This window comes from Pseudarthrobacter sp. Y6 (assembly GCF_050156205.1).
In the GTDB taxonomy this organism is placed as follows: Bacteria; Actinomycetota; Actinomycetes; order Actinomycetales; family Micrococcaceae; genus Arthrobacter.
In genome coordinates this window covers 2,996,364-3,022,604 of the sequence record NZ_CP189574.1, presented here as the reverse complement: position 1 = coordinate 3,022,604, position 26,241 = coordinate 2,996,364, and the positions used below count along the sequence as shown (strand labels likewise).

The 26,241-nt window shown below is 65.7% G+C and carries 24 protein-coding genes; 16 read left to right on the top strand and 8 right to left on the bottom strand.

The genetic code is table 11. The features are described from left to right. Window positions 1–58 precede the first annotated feature (58 nt). A complete protein-coding gene (locus tag ACQCSW_RS14520) occupies window positions 59–643 on the top strand; it encodes a DivIVA domain-containing protein (protein ID WP_426986952.1) in 585 nt (194 codons plus the stop codon). Window positions 644–802: 159 nt separating this feature from the next. On the opposite strand, the gene ACQCSW_RS14515 is transcribed toward ACQCSW_RS14520, so the two are convergent. Genes ACQCSW_RS14515 through ACQCSW_RS14500 form a run of 4 tightly spaced genes read right to left on the bottom strand, consistent with a single transcriptional unit; the run spans window position 803 to window position 4,570 of the window. Continuing rightward, the gene (locus tag ACQCSW_RS14515; protein ID WP_426986950.1) at window positions 803–2,269 is read right to left on the bottom strand and encodes a cation acetate symporter; all 1,467 of its coding nucleotides are present in this window, start codon (window positions 2,267–2,269) and stop codon (window positions 803–805) included. Window positions 2,270–2,276: 7 nt separating this feature from the next. Continuing rightward, window positions 2,277–2,627, bottom strand: a complete 351-nt coding sequence (locus ACQCSW_RS14510; protein WP_426986948.1) for a hypothetical protein — start codon at window positions 2,625–2,627, stop codon at window positions 2,277–2,279. Further along, the gene (locus ACQCSW_RS14505; protein WP_426986946.1) at window positions 2,624–3,346 is read right to left on the bottom strand and encodes a LytR/AlgR family response regulator transcription factor; all 723 of its coding nucleotides are present in this window, start codon (window positions 3,344–3,346) and stop codon (window positions 2,624–2,626) included. Before ACQCSW_RS14505 ends, ACQCSW_RS14510 begins: the two co-directional genes overlap by 4 nt. Before the next feature lie 33 nt (window positions 3,347–3,379). Next, complete coding sequence (locus tag ACQCSW_RS14500; RefSeq protein WP_426990708.1) at window positions 3,380–4,570, bottom strand: sensor histidine kinase; 1,191 nt, start codon at window positions 4,568–4,570, stop codon at window positions 3,380–3,382. Between the two features lie 179 nt (window positions 4,571–4,749). On the opposite strand from ACQCSW_RS14500, the gene ACQCSW_RS14495 reads away from it, so the two are divergent. Both ACQCSW_RS14495 and ACQCSW_RS14490 read left to right on the top strand, forming a co-directional pair. Then, window positions 4,750–5,127 carry a DUF485 domain-containing protein gene (locus tag ACQCSW_RS14495; protein ID WP_426986944.1) on the top strand — a complete coding sequence of 126 codons (378 nt, stop codon included), beginning with the start codon at window positions 4,750–4,752 and terminating at the stop codon, window positions 5,125–5,127. Beyond that, window positions 5,127–6,743, top strand: coding sequence for a solute symporter family protein (locus ACQCSW_RS14490; RefSeq protein WP_426986942.1), 1,617 nt, complete (start codon window positions 5,127–5,129; stop codon window positions 6,741–6,743). The genes ACQCSW_RS14495 and ACQCSW_RS14490 overlap by 1 nt, the downstream gene beginning before the upstream one ends. A 107-nt stretch (window positions 6,744–6,850) precedes the next feature. Here ACQCSW_RS14490 and ACQCSW_RS14485 read toward each other — a convergent pair whose 3' ends face one another. Further along, window positions 6,851–7,507, bottom strand: a complete 657-nt coding sequence (locus tag ACQCSW_RS14485) for a hypothetical protein (protein WP_426986940.1) — start codon at window positions 7,505–7,507, stop codon at window positions 6,851–6,853. A 139-nt stretch (window positions 7,508–7,646) separates the two neighbouring features. Then, window positions 7,647–8,120: an Lrp/AsnC family transcriptional regulator gene (locus tag ACQCSW_RS14480; RefSeq protein WP_111906416.1), complete on the bottom strand. Its 474-nt coding sequence runs from the start codon at window positions 8,118–8,120 to the stop codon at window positions 7,647–7,649. A gap of 195 nt (window positions 8,121–8,315) precedes the next feature. Here ACQCSW_RS14480 and pdhA point away from each other — a divergent pair, with 195 nt between their 5' ends. From pdhA to ACQCSW_RS14465, 3 genes are read left to right on the top strand one after another with little or no spacing between them, the layout of a single operon-like run. Next, window positions 8,316–9,425 (top strand): pyruvate dehydrogenase (acetyl-transferring) E1 component subunit alpha, encoded by a 1,110-nt coding sequence (gene pdhA / locus ACQCSW_RS14475; RefSeq protein WP_181577248.1) that lies wholly within the window; start codon window positions 8,316–8,318, stop codon window positions 9,423–9,425. Beyond that, window positions 9,425–10,435: an alpha-ketoacid dehydrogenase subunit beta gene (locus tag ACQCSW_RS14470; RefSeq protein WP_426986937.1), complete on the top strand. Its 1,011-nt coding sequence runs from the start codon at window positions 9,425–9,427 to the stop codon at window positions 10,433–10,435. The genes pdhA and ACQCSW_RS14470 overlap by 1 nt, the downstream gene beginning before the upstream one ends. Then, complete coding sequence (locus ACQCSW_RS14465) at window positions 10,432–11,853, top strand: dihydrolipoamide acetyltransferase family protein (RefSeq protein WP_426986935.1); 1,422 nt, start codon at window positions 10,432–10,434, stop codon at window positions 11,851–11,853. Before ACQCSW_RS14470 ends, ACQCSW_RS14465 begins: the two co-directional genes overlap by 4 nt. Before the next feature lie 82 nt (window positions 11,854–11,935). On the opposite strand, the gene ACQCSW_RS14460 is transcribed toward ACQCSW_RS14465, so the two are convergent. Beyond that, entirely contained in the window at window positions 11,936–12,688 is a 753-nt protein-coding gene (locus tag ACQCSW_RS14460) for a TetR/AcrR family transcriptional regulator (RefSeq protein ID WP_426986933.1), read from the bottom strand. A gap of 167 nt (window positions 12,689–12,855) precedes the next feature. Here ACQCSW_RS14460 and ACQCSW_RS14455 point away from each other — a divergent pair, with 167 nt between their 5' ends. The 7 genes from ACQCSW_RS14455 to ACQCSW_RS14425 all read left to right on the top strand — a co-directional run bounded on the left by ACQCSW_RS14455 (window position 12,856) and on the right by ACQCSW_RS14425 (window position 20,899). Further along, a complete protein-coding gene (locus ACQCSW_RS14455) occupies window positions 12,856–14,463 on the top strand; it encodes a carboxyl transferase domain-containing protein (RefSeq protein WP_426986931.1) in 1,608 nt (535 codons plus the stop codon). A gap of 7 nt (window positions 14,464–14,470) precedes the next feature. Next, entirely contained in the window at window positions 14,471–16,657 is a 2,187-nt protein-coding gene (locus tag ACQCSW_RS14450) for an acetyl/propionyl/methylcrotonyl-CoA carboxylase subunit alpha (RefSeq protein ID WP_426986929.1), read from the top strand. 2 nt (window positions 16,658–16,659) lie between these two features. After that, window positions 16,660–17,823 carry an acyl-CoA dehydrogenase family protein gene (locus ACQCSW_RS14445; RefSeq protein WP_426986927.1) on the top strand — a complete coding sequence of 388 codons (1,164 nt, stop codon included), beginning with the start codon at window positions 16,660–16,662 and terminating at the stop codon, window positions 17,821–17,823. Window positions 17,824–17,908: 85 nt separating this feature from the next. Next, window positions 17,909–18,703 (top strand): CoA transferase subunit A, encoded by a 795-nt coding sequence (locus tag ACQCSW_RS14440; protein WP_426986925.1) that lies wholly within the window; start codon window positions 17,909–17,911, stop codon window positions 18,701–18,703. A gap of 2 nt (window positions 18,704–18,705) precedes the next feature. Continuing rightward, complete coding sequence (locus tag ACQCSW_RS14435) at window positions 18,706–19,473, top strand: CoA transferase subunit B (RefSeq protein ID WP_426986923.1); 768 nt, start codon at window positions 18,706–18,708, stop codon at window positions 19,471–19,473. Continuing rightward, complete coding sequence (locus tag ACQCSW_RS14430) at window positions 19,470–20,063, top strand: MaoC family dehydratase (protein WP_426986921.1); 594 nt, start codon at window positions 19,470–19,472, stop codon at window positions 20,061–20,063. The genes ACQCSW_RS14435 and ACQCSW_RS14430 overlap by 4 nt, the downstream gene beginning before the upstream one ends. Further along, on the top strand, window positions 20,060–20,899 hold the full coding sequence (locus ACQCSW_RS14425) for an HpcH/HpaI aldolase/citrate lyase family protein (RefSeq protein WP_426986919.1): 840 nt from the start codon (window positions 20,060–20,062) through the stop codon (window positions 20,897–20,899). Before ACQCSW_RS14430 ends, ACQCSW_RS14425 begins: the two co-directional genes overlap by 4 nt. Window positions 20,900–20,931: 32 nt before the next feature. Here the strand turns inward: ACQCSW_RS14425 and ACQCSW_RS14420 are convergent, their stop codons facing one another. Continuing rightward, window positions 20,932–22,398 (bottom strand): lipase maturation factor family protein, encoded by a 1,467-nt coding sequence (locus tag ACQCSW_RS14420; RefSeq protein WP_426986917.1) that lies wholly within the window; start codon window positions 22,396–22,398, stop codon window positions 20,932–20,934. A 46-nt stretch (window positions 22,399–22,444) separates the two neighbouring features. On the opposite strand from ACQCSW_RS14420, the gene ACQCSW_RS14415 reads away from it, so the two are divergent. From ACQCSW_RS14415 to ACQCSW_RS14405, 3 genes are read left to right on the top strand one after another with little or no spacing between them, the layout of a single operon-like run. After that, the gene (locus ACQCSW_RS14415) at window positions 22,445–23,191 is read left to right on the top strand and encodes a TSUP family transporter (protein ID WP_426986915.1); all 747 of its coding nucleotides are present in this window, start codon (window positions 22,445–22,447) and stop codon (window positions 23,189–23,191) included. A gap of 34 nt (window positions 23,192–23,225) precedes the next feature. Further along, window positions 23,226–24,410 (top strand): 1-deoxy-D-xylulose-5-phosphate reductoisomerase, encoded by a 1,185-nt coding sequence (dxr, locus tag ACQCSW_RS14410; RefSeq protein ID WP_426986913.1) that lies wholly within the window; start codon window positions 23,226–23,228, stop codon window positions 24,408–24,410. Window positions 24,411–24,428: 18 nt separating this feature from the next. Next, entirely contained in the window at window positions 24,429–25,760 is a 1,332-nt protein-coding gene (locus ACQCSW_RS14405) for a M50 family metallopeptidase (protein ID WP_426986911.1), read from the top strand. Window positions 25,761–26,241: the final 481 nt, after the last annotated feature.

Here is a 26,241-nt window from a genome sequence, read left to right as displayed (position 1 = left end):
CAGCGCCAATAGACTGGTGCGTAACCTGACCCAGCTGAAGAGCAACAAAGGAACAACAGTGGCATTGGACTTTCAACGGAAAATTCCCGCGTCGTTTGAACGCGTGCGGGGCAACGAATTCGGGTACAACGCCAAACAGGTGGACCAGTTCCTCCAGCGGGCCAGGGTGGCGCTCGAGACGCCGAAGGCCGCCATCCGTGCCGTCACCAGCGCCGATGTCCGGGGCGTCTCCTTTGACCCGGTCAAGGGCGGCTACGCTGCCGCCGTCGTCGACGCAGCGCTGGACCGGCTCGAAGACGCCTTCGCCCGCCGCGAACGGGACGAACTGATTGCCGCCAAGGGCGAGGATGCCTGGCTGCGGGAGATCGGCAGCCTCTCCGGTATCCTCAGGGGCCGCCTGCACCGGCCTGACGGTGAGCGCTTCCGCCGCCCGTCAAAAAAGAAGGCCCGCAGTTACAACATCCTGGACGTGGACAATCTTTGCTACGACCTGATCGGCTACCTCGAAGAGGACAAGCCGCTCAGCGTGGACAACGTCCGCCGCGTGGTCTTCCGTCCCGCCGTGGGGAAGGACGGCTACGAGGAGACCCAGGTTGATGCCTTCCTGGACCGCGTGGTTGAACTCATGGCGGCCATCGACTGACGCCATTGACTGACTGAATTAGTCCCCGCCCGGTGGTGTGGGGGAGAGCGGATCGAAGCGCTGCCACACGTCGCGGTACTGCCGGTAGCCGTGGAACGATGAGGCAGCTCCCTTCGGCGGCCCCGCGCGAGAGCCCCGACCGCTGGTGCGGCATGGAACTCAGCGTTCGGTCACCAATGGCCGTTCGGGAGTGTGCAGCCGGGTCATGACCCGTGCCATCGTCCGCGGAATCCGATTTTTTGTCCCCCATGAGACAAGCACTGTCACGGCGAAGGCGGCTGGAACCGTCCACGCCGCCGGCTGGGCCAGCCAGAACGGCGTGCCGGCTGCGCCCAGGACGGTTCCCCACACCATGGCGCCACCGCAGAGGACAGCGCCGGTCACCATTCCGGCGATGGCGCCGGCGTCGGTGAGCCCGCGCCACCAGATGCCCAGCAGGAGCACCGGGCACACGGTGGAGGCGGTAAACGCGAACACCAGGCCCACACTGCCGGCCAGCGCCATCGAATCAGTCATCACGGCAAATCCCAGCGGGACCAGAGCGGAGACGACGGCGGCGAGCCGGAATCCCCGCACACCGCCGCCCAGCACGTCCTGGCTGATCACGCCCGCCAGGGAGACCACCAGGCCGGAGGTGGTGGACAGGAACGCGGCAAACGCTCCGGCCACCACCAACGCTGAGAGTAGGTCGCCGGCAGTTCCACCGATCAGCTGCCCCGGCAGCAGGAGAACCACCGCGTCCGCCTGCCCTGACCGGGCGAGTTCGGGCGCGAACATCCGCCCCACCAGCCCGTAGGCGGTGGGAAACAGGTAAAACACCGAGAGCAACCCGAGCACGATCAGGGTGGTCCGCCGTGCCGAATGTCCGTCCGGATTCGTGTAGAACCGGACCAGGACGTGGGGGAGTCCCAGCGTGCCGAACAGCAGCGCCACGAGCAGCGAGATGTTCTGATACGGCCCCGCCGGGGCCAGTCCAGTGGGATTCACGACGGCGGGGGCTACGGCGGGACTCCCATCACCGGCGAGCGTGAACACGATGAACAGGACGGGCACGGCAATGGCGGTGAGCTTCAGCCAGAACTGGAAGGCCTGCACAAAGGTAATGGAGCGCATGCCACCGGCCACAACGGTCAGGCACACCACAACAACCACGGCCGCGGAGCCCACCCAGGACGGCAGCCCGGTGGTGATCCGGATGGTCAGGGCCGCACCGTGGAGTTGCGGCACAATGTACAGCCAGCCCAACACAACCACCATCACGCTGGTCACACGGCGGACTGCCCGCGAATCCAGCCGGGCCTCGGTAAAGTCCGGGATCGTGTAGGCACCGGACCGGCGCAGCGGTGCGGCCACAAACAGCAGCAGCATCAGGTGGCCGGCGGTGTAGCCCACGGGAAACCACAGCGCGTCGGTACCGGACAGCAGGATCAGCCCGGCTACGCCCAGGAAACTCGCCGCCGAGAGGTACTCCCCGCCGATGGCCGAGGCGTTCCACCACGGCCTGACGGTCCGGGAAGCCACATAGAAATCGCCGGTGGTCCGGGAAATCCGCAGGCCGTAGAAACCGATGCCGGCTGTTGCCAGCGAAACAACTACCAGAGCCATCACACCAACGGCGGGATTCAAAAGGTCATCACTTGTCCCCGGCCAGGTCGCGGTAGCGGGCCTCATTCCGCGCGGCGGTCCGGTAAAAAAGCCAGGCACTGAGGCCGATGACGGGATAGATGCCGGCACCGAGCAGGATCCAGTCAAAGGGGATACCCGCGATCCGGGTCTCGGCAAGGCCCGGTATGGCTGCCAGCAGCAACGGGAATGCAGACAGGATCATCATGAAGCCGATGGCCACCACCAGAGCCAGCCGCAGCTGGGAACGGATCAGAGAGCGGACGAAGACCTGCCCCACTTCTGATTCCTCCGCCGCCTCGCGCGACTCGCCGGCGGGCCGGGGTGCCGAGCGCGGAGCGGTGACGCGGACCCGGGTCATGCCTGCGGCCGGATGCGGGTGGCTTCCAGCTTTTCCCTGACCATGGGAAGGTGGCGGCGGCTGATGGGAAGGCCGGCGCCGGCCACCGAAACGCTGGGCTTGTCCGCCGCCAGCTTCATGGACTGCACATGCTTCAGCGCCACCAGGTAGGACCGGTGCGTCCGGATGAACCCGGCCTCCGCCCACTGTTGCTCAAGGTCTGCCAGCGGAACCCGGATGAGGTAGCTGGCATCGGCGGTGTGCAGCCGGGCGTAGTCGCCCTGCGCCTGGACATACGTGACGTCGTCGCGCCTGATCATCCTGGTGGTGCCGCCCTGGTCAACGGTGATCATCTCAGGCGCGGCCCCGCCGCCGTCATGAAGCAGCTCGCTGATCCGGCCCACCGACTTGGCCAGCCGGTCGGCCCGGACAGGTTTGAGCAGGTAGTCCACGGCGGCAAGCTCGAACGCTTCCAGCGCGCAGTCCTCGTCCGCGGTGACAAACACCACCGCCGGAGGTTTGCTGCTGCGCGTGATAGCGCGTGCAACATCAAGGCCGGACACGGCGGGCATGTGTATATCCAGGAAGACGGCGTCAATCGTTTCGGTGTTCAGAGCCCGCAATGCCTCGGCACCGGAACTCGCCCGGTGGATGACCCCGATCCGGTCATCCTTGCCCAGCAGATAGGCCAGTTCCTCCACGGCGGGTAGCTCGTCGTCGGCGACGAGGACATTAATCATGGTCCTACATTAGCCCGCCGGGGACGGCCGGGTTCAGGCGTCGTGGCCGGGCTGGGACTTGGGCACGCGCATGGTGATCAGCGTTCCTTCGCCCGGGGCCGTCTCGATCACCAGGCCGTGCTGGTCCCCGTAGACCTGCCGGAGCCGGGCGTCCACGTTGCGCAGCCCCACGTGGTCGCCGTCGTGGTGCCCGGCCAGCATCGACTGAAGCTCGGCAGGGTCCATCCCCACGCCGTCGTCCTCTATGGTCACTTCCGCATAGGCACCCGAATCATTGGCCGTAATGGTGATGTGGCCCGCGCCTTCCTTGGCCTCCAGGCCGTGCCTGACGGCGTTCTCCACCAGCGGCTGGAGGCTCAGGAACGGGATGACGGTGCTCAGGACCTCCGGCGCGATCCGCAGGCTGACCTGGACGCGCTCACCGAAACGGGCACGCTCCAGCAGCAGGTACCGGTCAATGCAGCGCAACTCCTCGGCCAGCGTGGTGAAGTCACCGTGGCGCCGGAAGGAGTACCTCGTGAAATCGGCGAACTCCACCACGAGTTCGCGCGCCCGCTCCGGATCGGTGTTGATGAACGACGCGATGGCGTTCAGCGAGTTGTAGATGAAATGCGGGCTGATCTGGGCACGCAACGCCCGCACTTCAGCTTCCATCAGCAGGGTCCGGGATGCGTCCAGCTCGGCCAGTTCCACCTGGACGGCCACCCAGTCAGCCACTTCGCTGGTGGCCCGGATCAGGCCGGCGCCTGCAGAAGGGGCAAACGCCGCCACCACGCCCACGACGCTGGACCCGGCACGGACCGGTGCGATGACGGCCGCGAGGCTGCCGGAGACAAGGCCCGCACCCAGGTCCCGCGCCTGTAATACCGCCGTCCGGCCACCGGTCAGGACGTCGGCAGCCAGGTCCATCAGCAGGGGTTTCAGTTCCTCGGCGGCACCATCCCAGGCGAGCACTCCCGCCGTGTCGGTAATCGCCAGCGCATCACAGCCCAGCAAGGTCCTCAGCTGCCGGCTCGCTTTCGCGGCGCCCACCGGATTGAGCCCGGTGCGAAGGTGCTGGCCGGCGCGGGAGGCCGCGTGGAGAGTGTTGTAGGTTGCGCGCTCGGCGTCAGTGCCCAGCTCACGGAAGGACCTGAGCAGCTTGATGCCAACGCCGACGACGACGGCGATCGCCAGCACAATCACCGCAACGGCGGCGGCACTCAGGAGAGGGGAGTCCAGCATGGTGCCCAGCGTAGCGGCGGGCGCCGTTAGGCGCAGCATCGTGACCGTTGAGCGACCGTTCGGGCCGGTACTCTGCAATGGAGGCCTGCCGCACCGCAGAGTGATTGTAGTCACATTGATCGCATCCTGCACGCAGGCCGGGCCGGTGTGAACCAGGCAAGTCTCAATGAGGAGGAACGATGGGTAACGATGCCCACACTCCGGACGCAGCGGCGTCCGTGGACTTTGAACAGGTCCAGTCGACCGAGCGGTTCCAGGAACTGCGCAAACGTCACCGCAGCTTTGTGTTCCCCATGGCAGTCGCTTTCCTGCTGTGGTACTTCGCGTACGTCCTGCTGGCTGACTACGCCGTAGGGTTTATGTCCACCAAAGTGTGGGGCAACATCAACGTCGGCCTGATCCTGGGCCTGTTGCAGTTCGTTTCCACGTTCGCCATCACCGGCTGGTACGTCAGCTACTCCAACCGGAAGCTGGACCCCATCGCTGCGGAGATCCGCAACGAAATCGAAGGCCATGAGTTCGACAAAGACGGCAACCGAGTGAGTGGAGCTAACTAATGATCGGAATTGCCACCGCGGTGGATGTGGCCGCGCTCAAGGACACTACCTTGCTGAACATGGGCATCTTCGGACTTTTCGTTGCCGTGACCATGGTGATCGTGCTGCGGGCCAGCCGGAACAACAAAACCGCTGCGGACTACTACGCTGCCGGCCGCTCCTTCACCGGCCCGCAGAACGGCACCGCGATCGCCGGAGACTACCTCTCCGCAGCTTCCTTCCTGGGGATCACCGGAGCCATTGCCGTCAACGGCTACGACGGATTTATGTACTCCATCGGCTTCCTGGTTGCCTGGCTCGTGGCCCTCCTGCTCGTCGCTGAGCTGCTCCGCAACACCGGCAAGTTCACCATGGCCGATGTGCTCTCCTTCCGGCTCAAGCAGCGCCCGGTCCGGATCGCTGCAGCCATTTCCACCCTGGCCGTCTGTTTCTTCTATTTGCTGGCGCAGATGGCTGGCGCCGGCAGCCTCATTTCGCTGCTGCTGGGCATCAGTGACTGGGGTGGACAAGCGCTGGTGATCATCGTCGTCGGCGCCCTGATGATCATGTACGTACTGATCGGCGGCATGAAGGGCACCACCTGGGTCCAGATCATCAAGGCCATGCTGCTGATTGCCGGTGCTGCGGTGATGACCTTCTGGGTCCTTGCCATCTACGGCTTCAACCTCTCCGACCTGCTGGGCGGCGCCGTGGAAACCTCGGGCAACCCGAACATGCTCAACCCCGGCCTGCAGTACGGCAAAACCGAAACGTCCAAGCTCGACTTCATGTCCCTGGGCCTCGCCCTGGTCCTGGGTACTGCCGCGCTGCCCCACGTGCTGATGCGCTTCTACACGGTTCCGACCGCCAAGGAAGCCCGCAAATCCGTGGTCTGGTCCATCGGCCTGATCGGACTTTTCTACCTGTTCACCCTGGTCCTGGGTTACGGCGCTGCAGCACTGGTGGGCGCCGAAACGATCAAGGCTGCCCCGGGCGGCGTCAATTCGGCGGCCCCGTTGCTGGCCTTCTATCTCGGCGGACCTCTGCTCCTGGGCTTTATTTCCGCGGTCGCCTTCGCCACCATCCTCGCGGTGGTTGCCGGGCTGACCATTACGGCCGCTGCCTCCTTTGCCCACGATATCTATGCCAGCGTCATCTCCAAGGGCAAGGCCGACGCCGAAACTGAGGTGAAGGTGGCGCGGCGCACCGTGGTGGTCATCGGTGTGATGGCCATTCTGGGCGGCATCTTCGCCAACGGCCAGAACGTTGCCTTCCTGGTGGCGCTCGCCTTCGCCGTCGCTGCATCGGCCAACCTCCCGACCATCGTCTACTCGCTGTTCTGGCGCCGGTTCACCACCCAGGGCGCCGTCTGGAGCATGTACGGTGGACTGGGCTCGGCCATCATCCTGATCATCTTCTCGCCGGTGGTTTCCGGCCTGAAGACCTCCATGATCCCGGGCGCCAACTTCGCCATCTTCCCCTTGAGTAACCCTGGCATTGTGTCCATCCCGCTGGCATTCCTGCTCGGCTGGCTGGGCACGGTGCTGGACAAGAAGCGCGAGGACACCGCTAAACAGGCCGAAATGGAAGTACGCTCCCTGACCGGTGTGGGCGCGGAGAAAGCCGTGGACCACTGACACGCTGAAAGCCGATCCTGCTGCTGATCGACGCAGCTGATCGTGATGCAAGAGAAGAGTCCCCGTGCCGTACGGCACTGGGACTCTTCTGGTCTGGTTGCCCGGTGCTACGCCTGGGGCTTGAGCTTGATGTTGATCATTTTCAGCTCGTCGGTTCCTTCGAAGCGGTAGACGAGATCGATCTTCTTGTCGCCGTCGCAGGTGATGAGGCCGGCCACGTCGGCCGACTTGGTGCCGTTCTCCGTGCTGGCCTTCACCTCGTTGTAGGCAGTCTTGCAGGTGCTATCCATCTCCAGCGTCTTGATGCCGGCGATGAAGTCCTCCTTGGTCAGCTGTTCATGGAGGGCGGGGTCAAGATAGTCGTCGTAGGCTTTGGAACTGTCGCCGGCAATCACCAGCTTCGTGAAGCCGTCGGCCAGGCCCCGGGCATGGTTGGTGGCTCCGTTGACAATATTGACCAGGATGAGGACGCCGACGACCGCCAGCAGCAGGACACCGCCCACAACGCCGAGGATGGTCCACAGCTTCCGGCGGTTTCGCGCCGGGGGTTCTTGTCCGGGCAGCCCGAACGGCCCGTCTGACGAGTATTGACCGGGTGCACCGTACTGTGCGGGTGGGCCGAACTGAGACGGCGCACCGTACTGCGGCGGGTTGCCGGGCAGTGGTGGCGCGGCATGCTCCCCGGGGTTGCCGGGCTGCCCCGTTGGTTGCGCGGGCCAGGCCGCCGGCTGGACCGGCTGGTACGGTCCCTGAGGATTGCTCACGATGGAGCCTTTCCGGCAACGCACTGGCACTGCCTTATTGTTGGGAACCGCTGAACGGCACCCATGGATTCACCTTGGAACAGCCTATAACCCAGCCCGCCGGGGCTGGGTATCGGGGCGGTAATAAGGGCTGCTGGCCCTAAGCGTCTCCGGATCCCCGCTCGAGCAGCGGCTGGATGCGGAACGGGATGAGTTCGCCCATGGCCAGTGCGGTGTCCGTCCTGTCCACTCCATCGCACGCCAGGATTTTCCCGTTGATCCGAAACAGGTCCTCGGCGTCCAGGGCCACTACCCGAAGCAGGAGGTCAGCAGAGCCGGTGAGGCCGTAGCCTTCCAGGATTTCCGGAATGCCGGCGAGGTCATGGGCCAGCTGTCCCAGTTTCTGCTGCTGGACATGGACGGAAATGAACGCCATGAGCGGATAGCCCAGGGACGCCGGGTTGATCCGCCGTTCAAAGGACAGGAAGACGTGCTTCTTCTCCAGCTGAGCCATGCGCGCCTGCACGGTGTTCCGGGACAGCCCCAGCTTCTGGGCCAACGCCACCACCGTCCGCCGGGGGTCGCGGGCCAGGGCCGAGAGCAGCCGCGTGTCTGTGCCATCCAAAGCTTGCATAATGCGCAACGTTAGCACGGCGAGGGCGGTGTAAACAGGGCATTATGCGCAGTATTCGCCGCGGTGGTTGTACCCATTGAGCATTGTGAGTAGGGTCACAAATATCCGGAGCAACGGCGCCCGGACGGCCGGCAGCGGGAGGGACCACAAGTCCCCAGGCTCCGGTCAAACGACGTGAGAAGGTTGCGTGCCATCGTGTCTACAGACAGGAACCTGATCCAGCTGATTACCCCGGCAGGGGAGCGGATCAGCCACCCGGAGTTCGATCCCTGGGTGAAGGACATCGGGGATGAGCAGTTGTGTTCCCTCTACGAGGACCTGACGGTCATCCGGCGGATCGATGTCGAGGCCACCGCCCTCCAGCGTCAGGGCGAGCTCGGCCTCTGGCCCCCGTTGCTGGGGCAGGAGGCAGCGCAAGTCGGTTCCGGCAGGGCCCTGCGCGAGGACGACTTCGTCTTCGCCAGCTACCGGGAAAACGGTGTGGCGTACTGCCGCGGCGTGGACCTGACGGACATCACTCGGGTGTGGCGTGGCACTGCCTCCTCCGGATGGGATCCGTACACCGTGAACATGGCCACCCCCCAGATCATCATCGGCGCGCAGACGCTGCATGCCACCGGTTACGCCATGGGCATCCAGAACGACGGCGCGGACTCAGTGGCGGTGACGTACTTCGGCGACGGCGCCACCAGCGAAGGCGACGTCAACGAGGCCATGGTCTTTGCCGCCAGCTTCCAGGCGCCCGTGGTCTTCTTCTGCTCGAACAACCACTGGGCAATTTCGGAGCCCGTGCGGTTGCAGTCCCACATCCAGATCGCAGACCGGGCCACTGGATTCGGTATTCCGAGCCTCAGGGTGGACGGCAATGATGTGCTGGCCGTTATGGCAGCGACGCGCGTGGCATTGGACCGTGCCCGGCATGGCGGTGGACCCACGTTCATCGAAGCCGTCACGTACCGCATGGGACCGCACACCACCGCTGACGATCCCACCCGCTACCGTGACGCCAACGAACTGGAGGACTGGGCTGCGAAGGACCCCATCCAGCGGGTCAAGGCCCTGCTGGAACGCAAAGGCCTCCTCACGGGTCAGGTCCAGCAGCACGTTCACGACAAGGCAGAGGCTGTCGCCCGAGAAATCCGTTCGGGCTGCATCGGCATGCCGGATCCGGAGCCGATGGACATCTTCAAGCATGTGTACAGCGCGCCCAACTCGTGGCTGGACCGGCAGCAGGACCACTACGCCCGTTACCTGGCTTCCTTCGGCGATCCCGCGGGAGCCACCTCAGAAGAAGGTGCACGCTGATGACCCAGTTGACCTTTGCCCGCGCCATCAATTCCGGCCTGCGCAAATCCCTCGAAAACGATCCAAAAGTCATCCTCATGGGCGAGGATATCGGCGCCCTCGGGGGTGTTTTCCGGGTGACCGACGGCCTCCAGAAAGATTTCGGCACCCACCGTGTGGTGGACACCCCGCTGGCCGAGTCGGCCATCATGGGCACCGCCGTCGGCCTCGCGTACCGCGGTTACCGCCCGGTGGTGGAGATCCAATTCGACGGCTTCATCTATCCTGCTTTCGACCAGATCGTGAGCCAGGTGGCGAAGCTGCATTACCGCACGCAGGGGGCCGTGAAGATGCCCATCACCATCCGCGTCCCGTTCGGGGGCGGCATCGGCTCGCCCGAGCACCACTCCGAGTCGCCCGAGGCGTACTTCACGCATACCTCGGGTCTTCGCGTGGTCAGCGTCTCCAACCCGCAGGACGCCCACACCGTGATCCAGCAGGCCATCCTGTCTGATGACCCGGTACTGTACTTCGAACCCAAGCGCCGCTACCACGACAAGGGTGAAGTGGATGAGGGCATCGATCCGCGCACCGCGCTGCCGATGGACACCGCCCGCGTTGTCGCTGAGGGCACTGACGTGACGCTGGTGGCCTACGGGCCGTTGGTGAAGACGGCCAGGGACGCAGCAACCGCCGCCGCCGACGAAGGCATCTCCATCGAGGTCATCGACCTGCGCTCGCTGGCACCCGTGGACTACGCCACTGTGGAAGCCTCCGTCCGGAAAACGGGCAGGCTCGTGGTTACCCATGAAGCCGGCCAGTCCGGTGGCCTGGGCGCCGAAGTTGCAGCCAGCATCACGGAGCGGTGCTTCTACCACCTCGAAGCCGCCCCCGTCCGTATCACCGGGTTCGATATTCCCTACCCGTACTCCAAGCTCGAAATGCACCATCTGCCCGGCCTGGACCGGATCCTCGACGGCGTGGACCGCGCCCTCGGACGCCCGAACTCCCTCAGCGGGCTGGAAGGATGAGCGCCACCATGATCAAGGAATTCAGGCTCCCGGACCTCGGCGAAGGCCTCACGGAATCCGAAATCCTCAGCTGGAAGGTGGCAGTGGGGGACACCGTGACGCTGAACCAGGTCATCGCCGAAGTGGAAACCGCAAAGGCCGTAGTTGAGCTGCCGTCACCTTTCGCGGGCGTGATCACTGCCCTCCATGAAGAGCCGGGATCCATCGTGGAGGTCGGCAAGCCCATCGTCTCCTTCGAAGTAGCGGACGACGGCGGGGCCTCACCTTCAGGGGCTGCGCCCGCCGGGGCGGCCACTGCTGCGGCGGGGACCGCTAAACGCGAGCCGAACCTGGTTGGGTACGGCGCCGTCGTCGAAAGTTCGGGGCGCCCTGCCCGCCGGGCCCGCAACTTCATAACCCCGGTGGTTGAGCCTGTTCGTGGCTCGGTGGTCGAGCCGGTCAAGACAGAAACCGCGGTGGTCGAGCCGGTCGAAACCCTGCCAGTCGGAACCGGGCCCGCCGACACCGTGGAGCGTCCACGCTCCACACCGCCGGTCCGGAAACTGGCCAAAGACCTCGGCGTCGAGCTGGCCGCGGTCGCGGGCACCGGAGCCGGCGGACTGATCACGCGGGAAGATGTCCAGAATTTTGTTGGCGGCGGGGAATTGTCGGCGCCGGTGCGCCACCTTTCCGCCGTATCGGATTCGGTTTCCGCCGCGGGGCTGGGAGCACAGGGCGGTCGGGAAGTCCGCACTCCGATCAAGGGCGTCCGCAAGTTCACGGCGGCCGCGATGGTGGCTAGTGCGTTCACGGCACCCCATGCCACGGAATTCCTCACTGTGGATGTCACGCCCACCATGGACCTGCTTGCCAGGCTGAAGGCGAGCCGCGCCTTTTCCGGCTACAAGCTCACGCCGCTGACGCTGGTGGCCAAGGCTGTGCTGATCGCGCTGCGGCGGAACCCGTCGCTGAACTCGCGGTGGGAGGAGCCAAGCCAGGAGATCGTGCAGTTCAACTACGTGAACCTGGGCATCGCCGCCGCGACTCCCCGCGGGCTCACCGTACCGAACATCAAGGACGCGGACACCCTGTCACTGCTGGAACTCTCCGAAGCCCTGACCGGGCTGACCGAGACGGCACGGGCCGGAAAAACCGCCCCGGCAGACCTGTCCGGTGGCACCATCTCCATCACGAACATCGGGGTCTTCGGCATCGACGCGGGTACGCCCATCTTGAACCCCGGCGAGGCAGGCATCCTGGCCATGGGGGCTGTGCGTAAGATGCCCTGGGAATTCCAGGATGAGGTGGCCCTGCGACAGGTCATGACGCTGAGCCTGTCCTTTGATCATCGACTCGTGGACGGGGAGCAGGGCTCGCGGTTCCTTGCCGATGTTGGCGCCATCTTGGCTGAACCCGGCATGGTGCTCACGATGGTCTAGGCCGGGCGGCAACGGCCCCGGCCTAATCCAGGAGAGCGGGCCGTTCTTGTGGCCAGGAACACGGGAGGGCCCGCTCTTGTGGTCATGAGGCCTGGGGCACGTCCACCGTGAGTGCCGCCAGCGCCATGCTCTCGAGAAGTGGCCGGGCCGTTTTGGGCGCGATCTTGCGTCTGTGGTTTCGCACCGAGTGCGGCGTGGAGTTGATCAGGCCGAACGTAGCGTGGGCCCGCATCCGCAGTTCGACGGCGTCGGTGGCCGGATGCAGCAGCGCCAGGACCTCCACCCAAATCTCCACGTAGTTCCGCTGCAGCGCTCGTACCTCGGACTGGTCCTTCTGGCTGAGGTTGCTGAAATCCCGGTCCTGCACCCGGATCACGTCGGGCTTGCCCAGCGCGAACTCCACCTGGAACCCCACCAGCCTGCGAAGCGCTGCGAGGGGGTCGGTGGTCTCGGCGATGACGCGGCGGCCGCCGTCGAGCAGCTCCCGGCTGACGGTGAGCAGCAGATCTCCCAACACCGCCTGCTTGCCCTGGAAGTGGCGATAGACGGCCGGGCCGCTGACCCCGGCTGCGGCGCCCAGGTCTTCCAGCGACACCCGGTTGAACCCGTGCAGGGCGAAGAGTGCCGCGGCGGCGGCAAGCAGCGCCTGGCGGCGGTTCTCCTTCGCCTGGCTTCGGGGCGTTCCGGGAGCTGTTTGCGCTGCCGGGGCCGCGGGTGTTCCGGGAACGGACTGCGTTGCCGAAGCAGCCCGCGTTGCTGAACCGGGCTGTGTTGCTGAACCAGGTTGGGCTGGCGGGGCCGGTGTGGACGGCTTGACAGGTCGGGTGGTGGGCACGCTTTTCCTCCTTGGACCAGCAAATTCTAGCAACGCCTCGTTATGTTGGACATCACAGTTAATAGAGACTAACCTGAATTCCAGTTATAAAGCATTAACCGAGCTGGCCTTTGTGGCTCTCGCCGGAGCCTTGGTGGCTTTCAAAAGATGAGGAACGGACGCAGTCGATGGAGACCCTCGCCAGCCGGCTTGATGCCGCAAGTGAAGTGTTTGCTGCAAACAACGCTGCGCAGCTCGCGCTAGCCGCCGAGCTCCGGACCAGGCTGGCTGACGCCGCGTTGGGCGGGCCGGAGAAGTCGCGGGAGCGCCATGTGGGCCGCGGGAAGCTGCTGCCCCGCGAACGCATTGACCGGCTGCTGGATGATGGCAGCCCGTTCCTGGAAATCGCGCCGCTGGCAGCCAATGGCATGTACAACAACGAGTCACCCGGCGCGGGGGTCATTGCCGGCATTGGCCTGGTCCACGGCCGCCAGGTGCTGGTGATTTCCAACGATGCCACCGTCAAGGGCGGTACGTATTATCCGTTGACTGTGAAGAAGCACCTCCGTGCCCAGGAGATCGCGCTGGAGAACCGGCTGCCGTGCATCTACCTGGTGGACTCCGGGGGAGCGTTCCTTCCGAAGCAGGACGAGGTGTTCCCGGACAAGGAACACTTCGGCCGGATCTTCTTCAACCAGGCGAAAATGTCCGCTGCCAAGATCCCGCAGATCGCTTCCGTGATGGGTTCCTGTACGGCCGGCGGCGCCTACGTTCCGGCGATGAGCGATGAGACGGTGATCGTCCGGAACCAGGGCACCATCTTCCTGGGCGGTCCGCCGCTGGTGAAAGCAGCCATCGGCGAAATCGTGACCGCGGAGGAACTGGGCGGCGGTGACGTGCACTCGAGGATTTCCGGGGTCACGGACCATCTCGCCGAGAACGACGAACACGCCCTGCAGATCATCCGCGACATCGTGGCCACCCTGCCGAAGCCGGCCGCCCCCGCGTGGGATGTGGACACCGCCGTCGAACCTCTTGCGGACCCCGCCGAGCTCTATGGGGCCGTGCCTACGGACGTCAATGCGCAGTACGACGTGCACGAGGTCATAGCCCGGTTAGTGGACGGCAGCAAGTTCCACGAGTTCAAGAAGGAGTACGGCACCACCCTGGTAACGGGCTTCGCCAAGCTTCACGGCCACCCGGTGGGCATCGTGGCCAACAACGGCGTGCTCTTCAGCGAGTCCTCACTCAAAGGCGCGCACTTCATCGAACTGTGCGACCAGCGGGGAATTCCCTTGATCTTCCTGCAGAACATTTCCGGGTTCATGGTGGGCAGGGATTCCGAGCAGGGCGGCATTGCCAAGAACGGCGCCAAGATGGTCACCGCCGTCGCCACGGCCCGTGTTCCCAAGCTGACCGTCGTCATCGGCGGATCCTTCGGTGCGGGCAACTACTCCATGTGCGGCCGGGCGTACTCACCGCGCTTCCTCTGGATGTGGCCGGCCAGCCGCATCTCCGTCATGGGCGGCAACCAGGCCTCCAGCGTCCTCGCCACGGTCAAGCGTGACCAGTACGAGGCCCGTGGCGAGGAATGGTCCGCCGAAGGCGAGGAAGCCTTCAAGGCCCCGATCAAACAGCAATACGAGGATCAGGGCAGCCCGTACTACTCCACCGCCCGGCTCTGGGACGACGGCATCATCGACCCCGCGGATACCCGCACCGTCCTGGGACTGGCGCTCGACGTCGTCTCCCGCACCCCGCTGCCGGAGACCTCCTTCGGCCTTTTCCGGATGTGAGCCAGCCATGACCGTTTCCTTGCCCGCCGTTCCTTCCGCAACCCGGCAGCAGCCCCTGTTCAACACCGTGCTGGTCGCCAACCGGGGGGAGATCGCCTGCCGCGTCATCCGCACCCTGCGTGCCTTGGGCATCCGTTCCGTAGCCGTCTACAGCGACGCCGACGCCGGGGCCCGGCACGTGCGCGAGGCTGACACTGCCGTGCGGATCGGCCCTGCCGCTGCTGCAGAGAGCTACCTGAAGGTCGAGGCCATCATCCAGGCGTGCCGCGACACCGGCGCCGAGGCCGTGCACCCCGGCTACGGCTTCCTCAGCGAGAACGTCGATTTTGCCCGGGCCCTCGAAGCTGCCGGCATCACCTTCATCGGCCCCGGAGTTGAGTCCCTGAACGTCATGGGAGACAAGATCCGCTCCAAGAACCACGTGGCCGGCTACGGAGTCCCGGTGGTGCCGGGCATTGCTGAGCCGGGCCTGACGGACACGCAGCTGATCGGGGCCGCGCCCGCCGTCGGATTCCCACTGCTCATCAAACCGTCAGCGGGCGGCGGCGGCAAGGGTATGCACATCGTGGAACGGGCCGCGGACCTGCCCGCCACCTTGGAAACCGCCCGCCGCGTTGCCGCCAGTGCATTCGGCGACGACACGCTGTTCCTCGAGCGGCTGGTCCGCATGCCCCGACACATCGAAGTCCAGATCCTGGCCGACAACCACGGCAACGTCATCCATCTGGGGGAGCGGGAGTGCTCGCTGCAGCGCCGCCACCAGAAAGTCATTGAGGAAGCGCCGTCGCCGCTGCTTGAGTCATTGCACGACGGCGGCGCCACCCGGGCGCGGATCGGCGAGGCCGCCTGCCAGGCGGCCCGGAGCGTCCACTACAGCGGCGCCGGAACTGTGGAGTTCCTGGTCTCGGACGAGGCCCCGGACGAGTTCTTCTTTATGGAGATGAACACGCGCCTCCAGGTGGAGCACCCGGTCACCGAAATGGTCACCGGCGTCGACCTGGTCGAATGGCAGGTCCGCATCGCCGCCGGTGAGGAACTGACCGTCCGCCAGGCCGACGTCGAACTTAGCGGGCACGCCGTCGAAGCCCGCGTCTACGCGGAAATCCCGGAGCGGAATTTCATGCCGTCCACCGGGACCGTGCTCCTGCTGGACGAAATGCCCGATCAGGCAGCCGGCACGATCCGTGTGGACTCGGCACTGCTGGAGGGCCTGGAGATCTCGTCCAGCTACGATCCCATGATTTCCAAGGTCATCGCGTGGGGCCCGGACCGCACCGTTGCCCTGGACACCCTGGACGCTGCCCTCGCCGGATATACCGCGCTTGGCATTGACACGAATGTTGAGTACCTGCGGCTGCTGATCAACGACGACGACGTCCGCGCAGGGCATCTCGACACCGGCCTGATCGAGCGCAAGATGCCGGACTTCGCGTTCCGGCGGATCGACGACGCCGAACTGGTCGCCGCCGCCCTGTGCGCCGTCGTGAGCGGGGAACAGGACAGCACGGTGACGCCCTCCGGTCCGTGGCAGGCCAGCAACGGCTGGCGGATCGGAGAGCCGGCGCCCCGGCGGATCAGCCTGGGAACGCCCGACGGCGGCATCGCAACAGTGAGCGTCACGGGCCAAGTGGCCGCCGGCCCGGTCCAAGTCCGCGTCGGCGAGGGGCCGTGGCGTAGGGCCTCCCTGCGCTTTTTCCGGCGCGACCGTGCTGAGGTGACCCTCGACGGCGAAGCCACGGAGTATTCGCTGGCCCCGGTGTCGGGGGGTCCCGGCGGCCCGGGCCCGGGCAACCCGGCCTCCGGCGGTCCCGCGGAACTGTTCCTCGGCAACGGCGGCTGGTCCTGCCGGCTGGAGGTGCTGACACGGGAGTCACGGCTCGTCCGGGTGCTCGCCTCGATCCATCTTGAGGAAGGCACAGCGGACCCCGAGGTCCGATCGCCCATGCCCGGCACGGTAGTGTCCGTGGCCGTCAGCAACGGCGACACCGTGGAAGCGGGCCAGGTCCTGCTCTCCGTGGAAGCCATGAAGATGGAACACCAGCTCGTGGCAGAGGTCGCCGGCACGGTCCACATCAGCGTCAGGGCGGGCCAGCCGGTCAAAGCGGCCCAGGTGCTGGCCACCATCCACCCTTCACTCACGGATTCAGACGCGGATTCACTGCAGGATTCCAACAACACAGGCAAGGGAGCCTAGCCATGACAGATTTTGAACTCAGCGAGGAATACCAGGACCTCAGCGACACCGTCCGGGATTTCGCGGACAACGTGGTGGCGCCGGTCTCTGCGAAGCACGACGAGGAGCACAGCTTCCCGTACGAAGTTGTGTCCCAGATGGCCGACATGGGCCTGTTCGGACTGCCCTTCCCGGAGGAGCACGGCGGGATGGGCGGGGACTACTTCGCCCTGGCACTCGCCCTCGAGCAGCTTGGCCGGGTGGACCAGTCCGTGGCCATCACGCTGGAGGCAGGGGTTTCCCTCGGCGCGATGCCGGTGTACCGTTTCGGCACCGAGGCCCAGAAGGAGGAGTGGCTCCCGCTGCTGGCCTCGGGCAAGGCGCTCGCCGGCTTTGGACTGACGGAGCCGGAAGCCGGCTCGGACGCCGGCGGCACCAAGACCCACGCCCACCGCGAGAATGGCGACTGGGTGATTAACGGCAACAAGGAATTCATCACGAACTCCGGCACCGACATCACGCGTCTGGTCACGGTCACCGCGGTGACGGGCCAGAAGGAACGCAAGGACGGCAGCCTGAAGAAAGAGATTTCCACCATCCTGGTGCCCACCGGCACGCCAGGATTCAAGGCGGAGAAGGCCTACAACAAGGTGGGCTGGAACGCCTCGGACACGCATCCGCTGACCCTGAAGGACGTCCGGGTCCCGGAGGCGAACCTGCTCGGTGCGGAGGGCCGCGGCTACGCGAATTTCCTCTCCATCCTGGACGAGGGCCGGATCGCCATCGCCGCACTGGCCACGGGGGCGGCGCAGGGCTGTGTTGACCTGTCGGTGAAATATGCCAAGGAACGTAGCGCGTTCGGCCACCACATCGGCAAGTACCAGGCCATCTCGTTCAAGATCGCACGCATGCAGGCCCGGGCGCACACGGCCCGCCTGGCCTACTACGACGCCGCATCCAGGATGCTGGCCGGGAAGCCGTTCAAGACGCAGGCCGCCATCGCTAAGATGGTCGCAGGCGAGGCGGCCATGGACAACGCGCGGGATGCCACCCAGGTATTCGGCGGCTATGGCTTCATCAACGAATTCACCGTGGCACGCCACTACCGCGACTCCAAGATCCTTGAAGTCGGAGAAGGCACCACGGAAGTCCAGCTGATGCTGATCGCCCGCGAACTCGGACTGTAACAAGCCCGCTGGTCGGGATTGCCACCCGGTGCTCGAGCCTGCTACCCGGTGGTCGAGCCTGTCGAGACCCTTGAAAGGACCAACGATGATCAACAAGGTTGTTGCCAGCGCGGAGGAAGCCATCGCGGACATTCCCGACGGCGCGTCCCTCGCGGTGGGAGGGTTCGGCCTCTGTGGAATCCCCGTTGCCCTGATCGATGCCCTGCACCGGCACGGCACCAAGGACCTCGAAACGGTAAGCAACAACTGCGGTGTGGACGACTGGGGGCTGGGCGTCCTGCTCCGTGACGGCAGGATCCGGCGGACCGTTAGCTCCTACGTCGGTGAGAACAAGGAGTTCGCGCGCCAGTACCTCTCCGGTGAACTTGAGGTGGTGCTGACCCCGCAGGGAACGCTTGCGGAGAAGCTCCGTGCCGGCGGCGCCGGGATCCCCGCGTTCTACACCAAGGCGGGAGTCGGCACGCAGGTGTCCGACGGCGGCCTGCCGCAAAAGTACGACGCCGACGGCGGCATCGCCATCGCCTCTTCCCCCAAGGAAGTGCGGACTTTCAATGACGTGGATTATGTCCTGGAGGAATCTCTGACACCCGATTTCGGACTGGTCCACGCCTGGAAAGGCGACCGTCACGGCAACCTGGTCTTCCATGCCACGGCCATGAACTTCAACCCGCTCTGCGCCATGGCGGGAAAAATCACCATCGCCGAAGTGGAGGAGCTGGTGGAACCGGGGGAACTCGACCCGGAACACGTCCACACGCCCGGCATTTTCGTCCAGCGGGTGGTGGTTGTACCGGCCGGTGAGAAACGGATCGAAAAGCGGACCGTCGCCCTCGCCCAGGCTGCCGGAACCGAGAGCGCAACCGAACAGGCAGGAGCCTAGTCATGGAGTCCAACAGCACACAGGGCGCGCCTCCCCGCCCCGAAGCCGTCCGGCCGGAATACCGTCGCGCCGCCGTCGGCCATCCGGAAGGCACCAATCCGGAGGCCAAGGGGTGGACCCGCAACGAACTGGCCGCCCGGGTGGCCCAGGAGCTCAGCAACGGGCAGTACGTCAACCTGGGCATCGGCATGCCCACGCTCATTCCCAACTACATCCCGGCAGGCGTCGAGGTGGTGCTCCACTCGGAGAACGGGATCCTGGGCGTGGGACCGTACCCCGCGGAGGACGCAGTCGATCCTGACCTCATCAACGCCGGCAAGGAAACCGTCACGGTCAACAAGGGTGCCGCGTTCTTTGACTCCGCCTCATCGTTCGGCATGATCCGCGGCGGGCATGTGGATGTGGCCGTGCTCGGCGCCATGGAAGTGGCGCAGAACGGGGACCTGGCCAACTGGATGATCCCGGGCAAGATGGTCAAAGGCATGGGCGGGGCCATGGACCTGGTCTTCGGCGCCAAGAAGGTGATCGTGATGATGGACCACGTAGACCGCAACGGCAACCCCAAAATCGTGGAGAACTGCTCGCTGCCACTGACCGGCATGGCCTGCGTGGACAGGATCATCACCGACCTCGCCGTGATCGACGTCGTCACCGAAGGCGGGCGGTCCCGGCTGGTGCTCCGCGAACTGGCCCCCAACGTGTCCGTGGAGGACGTGGCGGCGGCCACCGGCGCCGAACTGTTCGAAGAGGACCAGGAGCTCACTGTATGAGCGGGGTTTCGGCGGGCTCAACCGCCAACGGCCCACGGGTCATCGAACAGCGCGGCCTGTACTTTGACGAGCTCGAACAAGGCGTTGTCTACGCGCACCGGCCCGGCCGCACCGTGACCGAGGCGGACAACGTCCTGTTCACCACGCTCACCATGAACACCCAGGCCCTGCACCTGGACGCCGCCTGGAGCGCCGGGCAGCCGTTCGGCCAGCGGCTGGTCAACTCCATGTTCACGCTGTCCACCCTGGTGGGACAGTCCGTATCGCAGCTCACCCAGGGCACCATCATCGCCCAGCTGGGCCTGACGGACGTCTCCTTCCCGCACCCGCTGTATCACGGCGACACGCTCTACACCGAGACGGTGATCACCGGGAAACGGCTCTCGGGATCGCGTCCCGGCCAGGGGATCGTGACCATGCAACACACGGGCAGGAACCAGGACGGCACCGTGGTGGCGCTGGCCACGCGGAGCTGCCTTATGTGGACCCGGCACGCCCACCTGGGGCAGTCCTCCGGACAACAGGTGCAGCCTGCAGGAGCTGAAAAGGGGAGCGTGCAGGGCCCCGAAAAGGGGACAATGTCCGTATGACATTTGTGATGGGTCCTGCCCTGCTCTTCTGCCCTGCCGACCGTCCCGAGCGTTTCCCCAAGGCTGCCCAACGCGCGGATGCTGTCATCGTGGACCTCGAGGACGCCGTGGCACCTGCGGACAAGCAGCGGGCGCGCGGCGCGATCCTGGCCCAGTTGGGCGCTGGCGGGGAGGGGCCTGAGCTCGATCCCAGCCGCACCATCGTCAGGATCAACCCGGCCGGCACCGAAGAGTTCGAGAAGGACCTGCACTGCCTGGCCCACACGCCGTACCGGACGGTGATGCTGGCCAAGGCAGAGAGCGCGGCACAGCTCGAAGCCCTGGCGGACTACCACGTCATCGCCCTGTGCGAAACCGCCGCCGGGATACTCAACGCACCCGCCATCGCGGCAGCCCCCAACGTGGTGGCACTGATGTGGGGCGCCGAGGACCTCCTGGTATCCCTCAGCGGCACGTCCAGCAGAACGGACGACGGCGGCTACCGTGCCGTGGCGCTGCACGCCCGGTCCTCGGTGCTGCTCGCCGCACGGGCTTTTGGAAAAGAAGCCGTGGACGCCGTGTACGTCAACATCCCGGACCTTGAAGGGCTGGCGCTGGAGGCTGCCGATGCCGCAGCGTCAGGATTCGGCTCCAAAGCCTGTATCCACCCCACGCAGGCGGCCGTTGTCAGGGGCGCCTACGCCCCTTCCGAGGCCGACGTCGCCGCCGCCACGGAACTGCTGCGAGCCGCCGCTGCCGCTGGATCCGGTGTGTTCCAGCACGGGGGCAAAATGATCGACGGCCCCATCCTCAAGCACGCGGAATCCACCATCCGCCGGGCCGGCATCCGCTCCTAGGGCCACCGGGCCCTGAATCACCAGGGCCGGACTCACCGCCGCCGCCCGCCGGAACCGCGGAGGGACAGCGGCGGGATGGCCTCGTAGAGCGGCGTCCGGACCCAGCGCTCGCCCGTCTCCCGGAACTCGGCCCTGGTGGCGAAACGGTAGAGGTAGCTGTTGACGCGCACCCAACGCGGCGGATCGCCGTCGAACGGGTCCGCACGGAGAAGGCGCAGCGTCTGCTGGTCCGCCTCCAGCAGCTTCGTGAGGAACGCGTAAAACCACTCCTCGTGGACCGTGCGCAACGGCAGGAACCACATCAGCCAGTCCAGCCGCAGGTGGTACGGCGCCCACTGGCGTGGCAGCCGGCGCACGTCTCCGGGTTTGCCCTTAAACGCATATTCGCGCCACTCGGTCGAGTCCTCAGGTTCCTCGTCCAGGGTGCCCTCCACCACGATCTCGACGCGGTGCTTGGTCACGGTGCCAAACGCGCCGTACGTGTTGACCAGCTGCCAGCGGTTGAAGCTGGCATTCATCAGCTGCCCTTTGGAGAGTAGGTTGCGTAGCGGCCAGTAGCTGAGCGCCACCAGCAGGAAGGTGGCCACCACGGTGATGGCAAGCCAGTACTGGGGATTGCCGCGGCTGTCTTCCGGGGAATTCCAATCCAGCGGCAGGAATGGCAATACGGCGTTGGCCACGGGGTCGCTGACCGCGGCGAAGGCCAGCACAATGGCCATCCAGTTAAGCCACGCAAAATTGCCGCTGGCCACCAGCCACAGCTGGGTGAAGATGATGATGCCGGCGGCGGCGCTTGCCAGGGGCTGGGGTGCGAAGAGGAAGAGCGGCACCACCAGCTGGGCGAAATGGTTCCCCAGGACCTCCAGCCGGTGGAATGGTTTGGGCAGGAGATGCGCCTGGCGGCTCAAAGGCCCCGGCATGGGCTGGGTTTCGTGGTGGTAATAGAGGGCCGTCAGGTCACGCCACTCCGGGCCGCCGCGGATCTTGATCATCCCGGCGCCGAACTCCAGCCGGAACACGAGCCAGGCCAGCAGGATCAGGATGGTGCGCGGCGGCTCCGTTTGGTCCGAGCCAAGGAACGCCACCGTGAACCCGGCCTCCAGCAGCAGCATCTCCCAGCCGAAGCCATAAAACGTCTGCCCCACGTTGACGATCGACATGTAAAGCAGCCACAGGCCCAGAAACGCGATCAGCGGAACCCACGGCGGCCCGAGCTGGGGGATGCCGGCCACCAGGAGGGCGGAAATCGCCAGTCCGGTGGCGCAGACACCACGCAGCAGCCGGTCCGAATAGCGCCAACGGAACAGCGTGGGCCGCCGGCGCGCGCTGAACCCTTCCAGATACTCCGGAACCGGTAACAGGCCGCGTTCGCCCAGCAGCGCAGGGAACTGGTTCAGGGAGGACAGGAACGCAACAAAGAACAGTGCCGCCACACCTCGCTGCAGCACCTGCCGGGCGAACCCGTACTCCGGAGCATCGAACCAGGAAACCCAGTCCACGCAATCCACGTTACGCCCGGCGCCGCAGTCCGCCCACTAGGATCGGATGGTGTTTGCATTGGTGCTCATTGCCGTAGTTGCAGGGGCACTGGCCCAGCGGCTGGCCGGCCTCGGATTCGGCCTCCTCGTCTCTCCTGTCCTGGTGGTGCTGCTCGGTCCCTTCGACGGCGTGATGATCATCAACCTGTGCGGCGCAGCCTCATCCCTCCTGATCCTTTCCAGGGTCTGGCGGCATGTGGAGTGGAAGCGCTACTTCGGACTGGCGCTCGCCGCCCTGGCGGGGGTTTTGCCGGGCGCCTGGCTGGCCAGCAACGTGCCCGAAGCGACGCTGGAGATCTGCATCGGAGTTCTCCTCATCATTGCCCTGCTGGCTTCGCAGCGGCTGACCCGCAGCTCATGGCGCGCCAGCGGTCCTTTCCCCATGGTGTCCCTCGGCTTCACGAGCGGACTGATGAACGCGGCAGCCGGGGTCGGTGGACCGGCCATCACCGCCTACGCCATTGCCACCCGCTGGGAGCAGAAAAGTTTCAGCGCCACCCTCCAGCCCTATTTTGTGACCACCGGACTGTCGTCGCTGGTGAGCAAGTACGTATTATCCGGAGGACATGTTCCCGGCCTGGATGGCTGGCAATGGCTCAGCATCCTGGCCGCCATGGTGGCGGGAATCATCGCGGGCGATCTGCTGTCCAGCAAGGTCAAACCGGCCTCTGTCCGCCGGATCGTTGTGGCCATCGCCTACATTGGCGCCGTGTCCACGCTGGCCAAGGGTTTCATCGAGCTGGCGGGGGGCTGACCCGACCGCGGGCCGGGTGCGGGATACTTAACCAATGCAGCCTCGCAGAATCGTCCTCCTCGGATCCACCGGTTCCATCGGCACCCAGGCGATTGACGTCGTCGACGGCGCACCCCACCTTTTTGAGGTGGTGGCGCTCAGCGCCGGCGGAGGAAACCTGGAGCTCCTGGCCCGCCAGGCCGTCCACGCCGGTGCCGCCGCTGTGGGCATCGCCGCGGGGGATCCGCGGCAGCTGCGGGACCTGATCTCCGAGGCCGCCCGCCTCTCCGGACGGCAGGACTATCGCCCCGAAATCATCGCTGGCCCGGACGCCTCTGCCCGTATTGCCGCAGTAGAAGCGGACGTGGTACTCAACGGCATTACCGGGTCCATCGGGCTCGCCCCAACCCTCGCCGCCCTGAAGTCAGGTGCAACGCTGGCGCTGGCCAACAAGGAATCGCTGATCGTGGGCGGAGCGCTCGTCAAGGCTGCCGCCCGTGAGGGGCAGATCGTACCGGTGGACTCCGAGCACTCAGCCATAGCGCAGTGCCTGCGCTCCGGCGCCGCGGCCGAAGTTGAGAAGCTCATCCTGACGGCGTCCGGAGGACCGTTCCGCGGCCGGACGCGGGAGCAGCTCCACGACGTAACACCGAAAGAGGCCCTGGACCACCCCACCTGGGACATGGGTCTGATGGTCACCACCAACTCGGCCACGCTGGTCAACAAGGGCCTGGAGCTCATCGAAGCCCATTTGCTTTTCGACGTGCCGCTGGACCGGATCGACGTGGTGGTCCACCCGCAGTCTGTGGTCCATTCCATGGTCCAGTTCATTGACGGCTCCGTCATCGCCCAGGCCTCCCCGCCGGACATGCGCCTGCCTATTGCCTTGGGGCTGGGCTGGCCTGACAGAGTCCCCAAAGCGGCCTCCCCGTGCGACTGGACCAAGGCCACCAGCTGGACGTTCGAACCGCTGGACACGGCCGCCTTCCCGGCCGTGGACCTGGCTAAGGACGCCGCCAAGCAGGGGAGCACGTTTCCCGCCGTCTTTAATGCGGCGAACGAGGAAGCGGTCATGGCGTTCCACGCGGGGCGCATCCGCTTCACCGAAATCGTGGACACCATTGATGCTGTCCTCAGCGAACATTCAGGATCCTCCGGGCTGACGCTGGAGTCGGTACTGGATGCTGAAAACTGGGCACGTACGCGCGCCCACGAACGTTTAGCAGTCAGCAGTCTCTAGGAAGCAGCAGATCCACGTATGAGCCCCGTCCTCCTTTTTATCCTCGGCGTCGTCTTTGTGGCGATCGGCATTGCCGTGTCCATTGCGCTGCACGAAGTGGGTCACCTGGTGCCCGCCAAGCTGTTCAAGGTCCGCGTCACCAAGTACATGATCGGATTCGGCCCCACCCTGTGGTCCAAGCGGAAGGGCGAAACTGAATACGGAGTGAAGGCCATTCCGCTGGGTGGCTACGTGTCCATGATCGGCATGTATCCACCCAACAAGGACGACGGAACCGTCCGCCCTTCCAGCACCGGCATGTTCCAGACCTTGGCCACGGAAGCCCGGTCCATGGCACACGAGGACGTGGGCCCGGAGGACGCAAACCGCGTTTTCTACCGGCTGCCGGTGTGGAAGAAAATCATCGTGATGCTGGGCGGTCCGGCCATGAACCTGCTGATCGGCGTGGTCCTGACCGCCGTCCTGCTGATGGGCTTCGGCATGGCCACGGCCACCACCACCATCGCCGACGTCTCCAAATGCCAGGTGGCTGCCGGCCAAACGGTTGATCCCGATTCACCGGACTGCCAGCTGACCCCCGCGGCCGCTGCCGGTCTCCTGCCCAACGACGTGGTCACCTCCTTTGACGGGAAAGCTGTCACTGGCTGGGACCAGATGACCGAATGGATCCGTGCCTCCGCCGGCCGGGAAGTCAGCATTACCGTGGAGCGCGACGGCGCGCCCGTCACCACCACGGTGGCACCGGTGCTCTCTGCCCGCCCCGTCGTCGGCGTGGACGGACGCCAAGCCAAGGACGACGCCGGCAATCTCCTCTACCAGGACGTCGGCTTCCTGGGCATCGGCGCGCAGACCGAACTGGTTCCCCAGCCGGCGTCGTCCGTCCTGCCCATGGCGGGAGAAAACATCAAACAAGTGGCCGGCGTCGTCTTCAACCTGCCCGCGAGGGTGGTGGGCGTGGCCAAGGCGGCCTTCAGCGAGGAAGAGCGCGACCCCAACGGCCCCATCAGCGTGGTGGGCGTCGGGCGCGTGGCCGGTGAAGTGGCGGCCATGGAGGAAGTGCCGCTCCAGTCCAGGATTGGCGCCTTGGTAGGGCTTCTCGCCGGCCTGAACTTTGCGCTCGCGGTCTTCAACCTGATCCCACTGCTTCCGCTCGACGGCGGCCATGTGGCCGGAGCGCTGTATGAGGGGGCGCGGCGACGGGTGGCCAAGCTGTTCGGCAAGCCGGATCCCGGCGCTTTCGACATCGCCAAACTGCTCCCCGTGACCTACGTGGTGGCCGCGTTGCTGATGGGTATGAGCGCGCTGCTGATCTACGCCGACATCGTGAAACCGGTGAACCTGTTCGGCTGACCCGCACGAGGAGTCAGCCGTGCCAGGTTAGTGCGCCGAGTCTCGAGTTTTTGTCCAGATAATGGGCGGAAATGCCGCCCGACATGGGTTTATCTGGACAAAAACTCAGGCAGGAAGCGTGCCGGATTTACCATGAAGCATGGGCACGTTCGCCGTCCAATCGGAGAGCTTCAGCCGCTGGATCCGGGCAGGGTTGTGGCCGCTGCCTGTCTCGTGGCTCGTCACCGCCTGGTCCACGCTCGAGCCGCAGCTCCGACTCGTACCAGTTCGGCCATGTTTTCGGCAGCACCGCGGGCACCATCCTGGCCCTGTTTGGTCTCTTCGCCCGGGGCCGTTCCATGGCCTGCAGCCGGACGGGACGCCTGGCACTCTGGGGATCGTGGTAGGGCGTTCCACCTGCTGCCGCGCTGGGCCGGTCCACTCTGGGCGGCCGGCGCCGTCAGCACCTGACCGGACCGGGTGATTCTCACCAATCAGCCCT